The sequence below is a fragment of the Limnohabitans sp. genome (assembly GCF_044373035.1).
Lineage (GTDB): Bacteria > Pseudomonadota > Gammaproteobacteria > Burkholderiales > Burkholderiaceae_C > Limnohabitans_A.
Genome location: NZ_JBILQU010000097.1, coordinates 1 through 10,651 on the forward strand (window position 1 = coordinate 1; position 10,651 = coordinate 10,651).

Genomic DNA, 10,651 nt, shown 5'->3' on the forward strand with positions numbered 1-10,651 from the left:
GCCGCAGGCACGCAGGTCGACCCGGTGCTGCTGGAGGTGTTCAACAACCTGTTCATGAACATCGCCGAACAGATGGGGCTGCAGCTGCAAAACACGGCTTATTCGGTCAACATCAAGGAGCGGCTGGACTTTTCATGCGCGCTGTTCAGCGCCGAAGGCCATTTGATCGCCAACGCGCCGCACATGCCGGTGCATTTGGGCTCGATGGGCGAGAGCATCCAGACCGTGATCAAGGAGAACCAAGGCCGCATGCAGCCGGGCGATGTGTTTGTGCTGAACGACCCGTACCACGGCGGCACGCATTTGCCAGACATCACCGTGATCACCCCGGTCTATTTAGACGGCCACAAAGACCCTGTGTTTTATGTCGGCTCACGCGGGCACCACGCCGATGTGGGCGGCTTGACGCCGGGCTCCATGCCGCCGTTTTCGACGCGCATCGAAGAAGAGGGTGTGCAGATCGACAACGTCAAGTTGGTCGATGCCGGACACCTGCGCGAGGCTGAGATGGTGGCCTTGCTGCAAAGCGGCGAATACCCCTCGCGCAACCCAGCGCAAAACATGGCCGACCTGAAGGCGCAGATCGCTGCCAATGAAAAAGGCGTTCAGGAGCTGCGCCGCATGGTCGAGCAGTTTGGCCTGGACGTGGTGCAGGCCTACATGCGCCATGTGCAGGACAACGCCGAAGAATCGGTGCGCCGTGTCATCACGCGCCTCAAAGACGGTGCGTTTACCCTGCTGCTGGACAACGGTGCGCAGATCCAGGTGGCGGTGCGTGTGAATGCTTCTGAGCGCACGGCCGAGATCGATTTCACCGGCACCAGTGCTCAGCTGCCCAACAACTTCAACGCCCCCCGGGCGGTGTGCATGGCCGCTGTGCTTTATGTGTTCCGCAGCCTGGTGGACGACGACATCCCGCTGAACGCGGGTTGCTTGAAGCCGCTCAAGGTCATCATCCCGCCCGGCTCCATGCTCAACCCCAACCCCCCGGCTTCGGTGGTGGCGGGCAATGTGGAGACCTCCACCTGCATCACCAACGCGCTGTTTGGCGCTTTGGGCGTGATGGCGGGGAGCCAGCCGACCATGAACAACTTCACCTTCGGCAATGCGCGGGTGCAGTACTACGAAACGATTTCAGGTGGCAGCGGGGCGGGCGGCCGCTTCGATGCGCAAGGCCAATTGGTGGGTGGTTTTGATGGCACTTCGGTGGTGCAAACCCACATGACCAATTCACGCCTGACGGACCCGGAAGTGCTGGAGTTCCGCTTTCCGGTCAGGCTGGAAAGTTTCGCGATCCGCCAGGGCTCGGGCGGCGCGGGGCGTTGGCATGGCGGAGATGGCGGGGTGCGCCGCGTGCGCTTTCTGGAGCCGATGACGGCCAGCATCCTGTCCAACGGGCGGGTGCATCCAGCTTTTGGCATGGCAGGCGGGCACAGTGGTTTGCCGGGCATCAATCGCGTGGTGCGCACCGATGGCAGCGTGCAAGAGCTCGCGCACATAGGCCAAGTCGAGATGCAGGCGGGGGATGTGTTTGAGATCCACACGCCTGGCGGTGGGGGATTTGGCAAGGCCTGAACCCCCACGCAGCGTCAAAAACTTTTGGCTGAGGGCGATGCCTGCCAAATCGAGCGACTCGGCAGGCTGGGTGAGACAGTTGTTTTTCAATTTTTGGCGGGTACGGTTTTGGCGGCTGCGTCAGCAGGTTTGGCGGCTTTGGCCGCAGCCTTGTCGGCGCTCGCGTCTTTGCTGGCGACGGGCTTTGTATCAGCCGCTTTGACGGTGTAAGCACTGCCTTGCACCCGCACACCTTGCTCGGACAAACTGCTGGCCTTTTGTGGGCCTAAGCCTTTGACCCGGCCGGTGGCATCTTCCCAGTCCCTGAACGGTGCCTTTTTGCGCTCGTCCATCACTGCCTTGGTCAGCACCGGCCCCACACCCTTGAGGGCATCCAGTTCCACCTCGCTGGCTTTGTTCAAATCAATTTGCTGGGCCCAAGTCAGTCCCGCGAACCCGATAGTCAGCAATACAATTGCGATTTTTTTCCACATGACTGCGCTCCTCTGGTTGACTCCAAAAATGTGCAATGAGGTCCATTGTGTGAAAGCGCAATGGGCTTGCGAAGAGGTTTTTGGCTTAAATTGAAAAAATGTATTTATTTTTTAGGCTGTCAATTTGTTCTCAAGCTGCCTGGTGTTCCAGCTTTCGACCAGCGATCAATGCCGTCAAGAAGCCGTTGAACCACTGTAAATTCACAGGCTTGGCCATGAAAATCGTGCCCTCTGGCAAGCCGCCGCGGGCCGCGATTTCCTCCTGTGACAAGGCAGAAATCACCAAACAAGTCATGCGTTGAAATTGGGTGGAGTGTTTGAGAGTGCGCAAGAGCTCAAATCCATCCACACCGGGCATGTTCAGGTCGGCTATGAGCACATCGGGTTGGATGCTGGCCATGTCAATGAGGGCCTCCAGACCGGAGGACATGGCCGTGCAATCCACGGGCATTTCGCAGCGGTTGCAAAAGTCCCGCAACATGTCTCGGGTCACCGGGTCGTCTTCGACCAGCAAGACGCGCAGACGGTATTCGCGGCTTTCGCCGGGACTCATCAGCATGTTGTGCTTTTTTTGGTAATCGCGGATCGAGGGCATGGAGATGCGGCGGTGGCCGCCTTGTGTCTTCCAGGCTTGGAGTTCGTTTTTTTCCACCAAAGTCTGGATGGTGCCCACTGACAAGCCCAGCAATTTGGCTGCGTAGGTGGTACCACAGTAATCTTCGGGTTTGTTGGGTGTTGGATGTGCTTGCATGGTCTTATCTTAGTGATAAAAATGCAAAATTTTGAAATAAGAACACTTTTTTGGCTTATTTGAAACATCTGGAAACACATTTATCAAAAGAATCCAGGAAGTCCGATGACTTTGTGCCTAGTGCCGGTCCCGTGCGCGACAAACTCAAAGCCTTTTCAGGTGGGGTGGACCTTTAACATGACGGCGAACTTCAGGAGATCCTTAGATGCCCGCACACGCTGCTGTCTGGCCTGCACGCCTGCCCGCCAAGATCACCGCGCCCGCCACATCCTTGTGGATGAACTTGGCCATCAGTGCCCTGCGATACCCTGAAAAAGCCGCACTCGTCTTCATGGGCAGGGTCTGGACCTACCGAGAGTTGTTGGCCAGCGCCGAGCAACTGGCGGGGCAGCTCAAGACCCTGGGTGTCCAAGCAGGCGACCGGGTGGTGTTGGACATGCAAAACTGTCCCCAGCTTGTGATCACGCACTTTGCCGTCTTGCGCATTGATGCGGTGGTGGTGCCGGTAAACCCGATGAATCGGGCCGAAGAGCTCAAGCACTACATCACCGACCCCGATACACGGTTGGCGGTGACCACGGCCGACCTGGCGCCCGAGCTGGCTCAGGCCAGTGCGGCTTTGCCGCCCGAAGATCGCTTGAAGCACCTGGTGGTGACACAGTTCACCGATGTGTTTGACCCCAAGTCTGTGGGCGTTGAAGACTTGCCCGAGGCTTGGCACCCCTGGTTGCTTCCGGTGCGGGCTTTGCCCGAACTGTCGGATGGTCAGGTGCACGTTTGGGCGGACTTGATGGCAGCCCCGGCGGTGGACCTGCCGCAGCCTTTTGCCACGACGGATGACCTGGCGATCTTGCCTTACACCAGTGGCACCACCGGCTTGCCCAAGGGTTGCATGCACACGCACGGCACCATCATGCACAACGCCATGGCCAGTGGTTTGTGGGGCAATGGCACGCCTGAAAACGTGACCTTGTGTGTGGTGCCCATGTTCCACATCACGGGCATGGTCAGCGTCATGCACACCAGCATTTTGCTCGGGGCCAGCTTGGTTCTGATGCCGCGCTGGGACCGCGATGTGGCAGGGCATTTGATCTCCAAGTGGTGCGTGACGCACTGGACCAATATCCCCACCATGGTGATCGACTTGCTGGGCAGCCCGCACATGGACCGCTATGACCTGAGCAGTCTGGTCTACATCGGCGGCGGCGGCGCGGCCATGCCGGAGGCGGTGGCGCAACGTTTGCTGGAGCAGTTCGGGCTGCGTTATGTCGAGGGTTATGGCCTGACTGAAACGGCCGCGCCTTCGCACACCAACCCACCCGATGCACCCAAAAAGCAGTGCCTGGGCATTCCGTTCATGAGCGTGGAGTCGCGCATTGTGGACCCCGAGACCCTGGCCGAGTTGCCACCTGGCGAGTCGGGTGAGATCGTGATCAGTGGCCCGCAGGTGTTCAAGGGTTACTGGAAGCGGCCCGAAGCCACGGCAGCCGCTTTCTTTGATCGTGACGGGTTCCGGTTTTTCCGTTCGGGCGACATGGGTCGTGTCGATGAAGAGGGCTATTTCTTCATGACCGACCGCTTGAAGCGCATGATTAACGCCAGCGGCTTCAAGGTGTGGCCTGCAGAGGTCGAGGCGCTGATGTTTCGCCACCCGGCCATTCAGGAGGCTTGCATCATTGGAACGCGTGATGCGTATCGGGGGGAGTCGGTCAAGGCGGTGGTGGTTTTGCGGCAAGATCACAAGGGCAAAGTCAGCGAGCAGGACATCATCGACTGGTGCCGTGAGAACATGGCGGTTTACAAAATGCCCCGCGCTGTGACTTTTGTCGACGCTTTGCCCAAGAGCGGCAGTGGCAAAGTCATGTGGCGGGCACTGCAAGAGGCCGAAATGGCCGCTTTGGCCCCCGAAACAAAAACCACATGAGCTTGAAACTTTCCGTCCTTGACCAGTCTGCCGCCGCCGAAGGGTGCGGGCAAGACGCCACCATTCGCCAGACCCTGGCGTTGGCCGAAAAGGCCGAAGCCTTGGGCTACCACCGCTTTTGGGTGAGCGAGCACCACAGCCATCCCAGCATCGTGGGCAGCGCCCCTGAAGTGCTGATGGCGGCCATTGCCGCCCGCACCCGGCGCATTCGCATTGGCAGCGCGGGCGTGATGCTGCCGCATTACGCGGCGCTCAAGGTGGCCGAGCAGTTTCGTGTGCTCGATGCTTTGGCCCCGGGTCGCATTGATCTGGGTGTGGGCCGCGCGCCGGGCAGCGATGGGCGCACCGCCCAATTGCTCAACCCCGACCGCAACGCCTCCGAGCGCTTTCCGCAGCAGGTCATGGAAATGCAAGCCTGGGTGAGCGGGCACAACTTGCCGCCAGGCCACCCGGGACACAACGTCTACGCCTACCCGCAGTCGGCCACTTCGCCCGACGTCTGGATGCTGGGCAGTTCGGACTACGGTGCTCAGTTGGCGGCGCACTTGGGGCTCCCTTATGCGTTTGCTTACTTCATCACCGATGGGCAAGGCGCTGACGAGGCCCTGCAGATTTACCGCGAAACTTTCCGGCCCAGTGCGGGCCTGCAAAGGCCATCCGCAGCCCTGTGTGTTTGGGCCTTGGCCGCCGATACCGACGAAGAGGCGCTGCGCCTTTTTGAAAGCCGTGCTCGCTGGAAGATGGACCGCAACCTGGGCCGCATCGGTGCGCTGCTGCCACCCGAAGAAGCGGCCCGCGCCTACAGCCCTGCCGAGCAGTTTGCGCTGGAGCGCTTGCGCGAGTCGGCCTTGATCGGCTCGGCCGCTACCGTGGGCCGCAAGCTGCGCCAATTGGCGGCCCGGCTCGAAGTGGACGAGTTGGTGGTCATCACCTGGACGCATGACCCTGCCGCGCAAATGCGCTCTTACGAGTTGCTCGCCCAAGAATTTGGATTGACGGCAAACTCCACGCTTTGATTTGTTTAAACCCTCAGGATTTTTGACATGTTCACCACTGCAATCGCTGGCAGCTTGCCCAAACCCGCCTGGCTGGCCGAAACCGAAAAACTCTGGCCCCAGTGGACCACCCAGGGCCCTGAGTTACAGCAAGCCAAGGCCGACGCCACGCTGCTGTGGATCAAGGCCCAAGAAGACGCGGGTCTGGATGTGATCGGTGACGGCGAACAAGCCCGCCAGCACTTTGTGCACGGCTTTGTCGAGCAGATCGAAGGCATCGACTTTGTGAACAAGGTCACCATGGGCATCCGCAACAACCGTTACGACGCGCAGGTGCCGCAGGTCGTTGCGCCGCTGCGCCTGAAGGGCCGCGTGCACGCTTTCGAAGCCCAGCTGGCCCGCGCCCATACCAAGAAAAAACTCAAATTCACCTTGCCTGGCCCGATGACGATTGTGGACACCGTGGCCGACCGCTTTTATGGCGACAAGGTGAAGATGGCCATGGCCTTTGCCGAGTTGCTGAACCAAGAGGCGCTGGCGCTGCAAGCCGACGGCGTGGACATCATCCAGTTTGACGAGCCCGCCTTCAACGTCTACATGGACGACGCGGCCGACTGGGGTGTGAAGGCGCTTGAAATCGCCGCGCGGGGCCTGACTTGCACCACCGCCGTGCACATTTGCTACGGCTACGGCATCGAAGCCAACAACAACTGGAAAAAGACGCTGGGCGACGAATGGCGTCAGTATGAAAAGGTGTTCCCGGCCCTGGCCAAGAGCAGCATCCAGCAAGTCAGCCTGGAGTGCATGCACTCGCATGTGCCGATGGAGATGATGAAGCTGCTCGAAGGCAAAGACGTGATGGTCGGCGTGATCGACGTGGCCAACCCGGCCATAGAAACACCCGAAGAAATCGCAGATGCGATTGGTCGCGCCTTGCAGTTTGTGCCCAAGAACCGATTGATCGCCTGCACCAACTGTGGCCTGGCGCCCATGAGCCGAGCTGTGGCTGAGGCCAAGCTCAAGGCTCTGGCCGAAGGGGCCAAATTGGCCAGCCAGCGTTACGCTTGAATCCGATCCGCTCATGCCTCAACAAATGCTGCAACCCCCTCTGACATCGCCCGATCTGCTCAACGCCACCTTGGCAGACCAAGGGTTTGCGGTGTTGGGGTCTGCCAGTGTTTGCGCATTGGCTGGTGTCTCGCTTGACGCCTTGCAAGCGCTCGAATTGAGTTGGCACGACTTGCCGCCCGACCAGTACCTGAAAGACGGTGGTCGTTACCGCCGCAGGCGTCATGCCAGCTTTGAGGTCATAGGCGATCAGGCCCAAGCCACGCCGCATCGCGCGCATTGGCAACCCCTGTCTTACAACGCCTTGCATGGCGGCATGCAGCGCTGGTTTGAGCCCATGGCCTTTGAAGTGGTGCAGCAACCGGCTTGGTCCCAATTGTTGTGCTGGTTGGCGCGTGTGGCCTCCAAAGCGCAGGGTGATCAGACCTGGTTCACCGAGGCACACCAGTTTCGCATCGACACCACCGATGGCATTGGCCGACCGACACCCGAGGGCGCGCACCGCGATGGCGTGAACTGGGTGGCGGTGTTTTTGGTAGGCCGTCACTGCATCAAAGGTGGCGAGACGCGGGTGTTTGACATGAACAGCCCAAGAGGCCAGCGTTTTACCTTGAGTGAACCTTGGTCGGTGTTGCTGCTGGACGATACCCGAGTGATCCACGAAACGACACCTATTCAGCCCGAACAAGCTGGCGGCTGGCGTGACACCTTGGTGGTCACGCTGCGCTCAGGCGGTTTTTTGGACGACCCTGCGCCCTGATCAATCGCGGAAGTTGTCGAAGGACAATGGTAACTCGGTCATGTCTTTGCGCAGCAGCGCCATGGCTTCTTGCAAGTCGTCGCGCTTGGCGCCCGTGACGCGCACCGAATCCCCCTGGATGGAGGCCTGCACCTTGATCTTGCTTTCCTTGATCAACTTGGTGATCTTCTTGGCATCTTCGGTCTCGATGCCATTTTTGACCTTGATGACCTGTTTGACCTTGTCGCCGCCGATTTTTTCGACCTTGCCAATGTCCAGAAAGCGCACGTCCACGTTGCGCTTGGTGAGCTTGTTGCGCAAGATGTCTTCGACCTGCGTGAGTTGAAATTCGGCATCACCGAACATCGTGATCTCTTTGTCTTTGAGCTCGATCTTGGCCGAGGTGCCTTTGAAGTCAAAGCGGGTGCCGATTTCTTTGGCAGAAGTGTCAACAGCGTTGCGCACTTCGGCCATGTTGGGTTCGCAAACGGTATCAAACGAGGGCATGGCGGTAAAAGTCAGAGGTTGAGGATGCGACAATTCTCCCATGTTCCTTGAGAAAAATGTCCCCCTGCAGCCCTACAACACCTTTGGCATCGCCGCCAAGGCGCTGGCGTTGGTGCGCGTGCGCTGCGAAGCCGACCTTTTAGCGGTGCTGGCCGAGCCCCAATTGGCCACTTGGCCCCGGCAAGTGATGGGCGGCGGCAGCAACATCGTGCTGACCGGGGACGTCAAGGCGCTCGTGCTCAAAATCGAGGTGCCGGGCATGCGATTGGCGACAGAGACTGCCAAACACTGGGTGGTCGAGGCGGGCGCAGGCGTGGACTGGCACGCCTTGGTTGCTTGGACACTGGACAATGGTTACCCTGGCCTGGAAAACATGGCCCTGATCCCCGGCACGGTGGGCGCATCGCCCGTGCAAAACATCGGTGCCTACGGCGTGGAGTTGCAAGACCGCTTTGACTCGCTCGATGCGATGGACATGCTGACGGGCGAGTTGTTCAGCCTCAATGCCGCGCAGTGCGGCTTCAGCTACCGCGATTCGGTGTTCAAGCACGCATCCATCGGCTCTGGCGGCCCGGATGGCCTGGGCCTGGCGGGCAGGGCGGTCATATTGCGGGTGCGCTTTGCGCTGCCCAAGCGCTGGAAGCCCGAGCTGGGTTATCTGGACTTGGCACGCAAGATGGCGGAGACCGGTATTTCCAACCCCGATGCCCGGCAGATTTTTGACTGGGTTGTGGCGATTCGCCGCGCCAAACTGCCCGACCCGGCGGTGGTTGGCAACGCAGGCAGTTTCTTCAAAAACCCCACCGTTACGCCCGAGCAATGCGCCGACATCATCGCCCGCGAGCCCAAGGTGGTGCATTACCCCATGGCCGATGGCAGCATCAAGCTGGCGGCAGGCTGGTTGATCGACGCCTGCGGCTGGAAAGGCAAGACCGTGGGCCATGCCGGGGTGTATGAAAAGCAGGCGCTGGTGCTGGTCAACCGAGGCGGACGCGACAACCCCTGTACCGGGGGCGAGGTGATGACGCTGGCCAAGGCCATTCAGACCAGTGTGTACGAGCGCTTTGGCATTCGGCTGGAACCGGAGCCGGTGGTGATTTGAATGGCGTCTGCCCGATGATCCACAGCGGATTGAATCGCCCCTGTGTCAAGCGGCTTGGGTTCAAAACGCGCCAACAAGTGCTTCACGCCAACCTCTGGTGCGCAGCATTTCAGACGTGCATCCCCTGAAGAAAGGGTGTCCACCGTTTAAAAATAAAAGTGTGCACCTTTGTTGACATATATCAGCTGTGAGGCGTATATTGGTTTGTCAATGTTTCAAAAACCAACAACCTCAAAAGGGGCACCCATGAAAAATCCGAAGGCAAGCAGGTTTCATCGATTGCAATCTGTCATTTTGCTCAGCGCTTCAGCGTTGTTTTTGTCGGCCTGTGGCGGTAAAGCTGAATTGAAAGCATGTTTACAGGGCACCAGCACTGGCGGCGTTTCCGTGGGATCCGGTTTGCCGGGAGACCCGGCAATTCCTGAAAAATCATCAGGCTACAAGCTTGGCAACAAGGTTGTAAACAGCACAAGTTACATGGCTGTGACGGCCAATCCCCGCGCAACGCAAGCCGGTTGCGAGGTTCTCAGTGCAGGCGGTACTGCTGCAGATGCCGCAGTGGCGATTCAAATGGTTCTTGGCCTGGTCGAGCCACAATCGTCGGGTTTGGGTGGCGGTGCTTTTGCGCTTTATTACAATGCAAACAGCAAGCAGGTTTTTTCCTACGATGGTCGTGAAACAGCCCCCGCAGCCGCGACAGAAAACTACTTGCGACACATCAGTGCCAGCAACCAAACCACCCCATTGCCCAATTTAGGCAGCGCCTTTGCAAGCATTCGCGCAAGTGGTCGATCCATTGGCACACCCGGTGCCGTCAAGATGTTGGAACTTTTGCACCAAGATCATGGGCAAAAGTCATGGGGCACGCTTTTTGATCCTGCGATTCAATTGGCCACCAATGGTTTTGGCATCAGTGGGCGCATGGCCGATGCCATTGCAGGTGCCAAAAACGATCTGCTTCGTGATCCAGAGGCCGCGGCTTACTTTTTAAATGCGGATTCCTCTCCCAAGGCACTTGGCACACTCATCAAAAACCCCGAGTATGCGCAAACCCTGGGTTCAATTGCAAAGGGCGGTGCCAATGCTTTTTATACCGGCCCCATCGCGCAATCCATTGTTGACAAAATTAAGGTTACAAGTTCCGGGGGGGCAAATCCAGTTGCCATCACGCCGGGTTTAACCGAGTTGAGTGACCTGGCCAATTACCGCGCCATCAAGAGAGAACCTGTTTGCACCACTTACCGCAATTATTGGGTTTGTGGCATGGCGCCACCTTCTTCCGGCGGTATCGCCGTAGCGCAGTCACTGGGCATTTTGGAAAATTTTGATTTATCCGCTGGCCAATATTTGCCAACCTTGGTCAATTCGGATGGCGGCAAGCCGTCCATTGCTGCCGTTCATTTGATCAGTGAATCGCAAAGGCTGGCCTATGCAGACCGCAACAATTATGTTGCGGACACCGATTTTGTCCCTCTCCCAGGCAATGGCGTGAGTTCGATGGTTGCCAAAGACTATCT

General features: G+C 58.8%; 10 protein-coding genes. 7 read left to right on the forward strand and 3 right to left on the reverse strand.

The genetic code is table 11. From position 1 onward, the window contains the following. Positions 1–1,575: hydantoinase B/oxoprolinase family protein (locus tag ACIQ47_RS12630; protein ID WP_396438447.1), on the forward strand; the 1,575-nt coding region annotated here is incomplete at its 5' end. Between the two features lie 86 nt (positions 1,576–1,661). Here the strand turns inward: ACIQ47_RS12630 and ACIQ47_RS12635 are convergent. Further along, complete coding sequence (locus tag ACIQ47_RS12635) at positions 1,662–1,976, reverse strand: ComEA family DNA-binding protein (protein ID WP_396438448.1); 315 nt, start codon at positions 1,974–1,976, stop codon at positions 1,662–1,664. 202 nt (positions 1,977–2,178) lie between these two features. Then, a complete protein-coding gene (locus ACIQ47_RS12640; RefSeq protein WP_396438449.1) occupies positions 2,179–2,799 on the reverse strand; it encodes a response regulator in 621 nt (206 codons plus the stop codon). Between the two features lie 205 nt (positions 2,800–3,004). Here ACIQ47_RS12640 and ACIQ47_RS12645 point away from each other — a divergent pair, with 205 nt between their 5' ends. From ACIQ47_RS12645 to ACIQ47_RS12660, 4 genes are read left to right on the forward strand one after another with little or no spacing between them, the layout of a single operon-like run. Continuing rightward, entirely contained in the window at positions 3,005–4,723 is a 1,719-nt protein-coding gene (locus tag ACIQ47_RS12645; protein WP_396438450.1) for a long-chain fatty acid--CoA ligase, read from the forward strand. Further along, positions 4,720–5,739 (forward strand): LLM class flavin-dependent oxidoreductase, encoded by a 1,020-nt coding sequence (locus ACIQ47_RS12650; protein WP_396438451.1) that lies wholly within the window; start codon positions 4,720–4,722, stop codon positions 5,737–5,739. Before ACIQ47_RS12645 ends, ACIQ47_RS12650 begins: the two co-directional genes overlap by 4 nt. 27 nt (positions 5,740–5,766) lie before the next feature. Next, on the forward strand, positions 5,767–6,786 hold the full coding sequence (locus ACIQ47_RS12655; RefSeq protein ID WP_396438452.1) for a methionine synthase: 1,020 nt from the start codon (positions 5,767–5,769) through the stop codon (positions 6,784–6,786). 13 nt (positions 6,787–6,799) lie between these two features. Beyond that, positions 6,800–7,546 carry a 2OG-Fe dioxygenase family protein gene (locus ACIQ47_RS12660; RefSeq protein ID WP_396438453.1) on the forward strand — a complete coding sequence of 249 codons (747 nt, stop codon included), beginning with the start codon at positions 6,800–6,802 and terminating at the stop codon, positions 7,544–7,546. Here the strand turns inward: ACIQ47_RS12660 and ACIQ47_RS12665 are convergent, their stop codons facing one another. Further along, positions 7,547–8,032: a YajQ family cyclic di-GMP-binding protein gene (locus tag ACIQ47_RS12665; protein WP_396438454.1), complete on the reverse strand. Its 486-nt coding sequence runs from the start codon at positions 8,030–8,032 to the stop codon at positions 7,547–7,549. A 40-nt stretch (positions 8,033–8,072) separates the two neighbouring features. Here ACIQ47_RS12665 and murB point away from each other — a divergent pair, with 40 nt between their 5' ends. Further along, the gene (gene murB / locus ACIQ47_RS12670; RefSeq protein ID WP_396438455.1) at positions 8,073–9,134 is read left to right on the forward strand and encodes a UDP-N-acetylmuramate dehydrogenase; all 1,062 of its coding nucleotides are present in this window, start codon (positions 8,073–8,075) and stop codon (positions 9,132–9,134) included. Between the two features lie 246 nt (positions 9,135–9,380). Beyond that, positions 9,381–10,651: gamma-glutamyltransferase family protein (locus ACIQ47_RS12675; protein WP_396438456.1), on the forward strand; the 1,271-nt coding region annotated here is incomplete at its 3' end.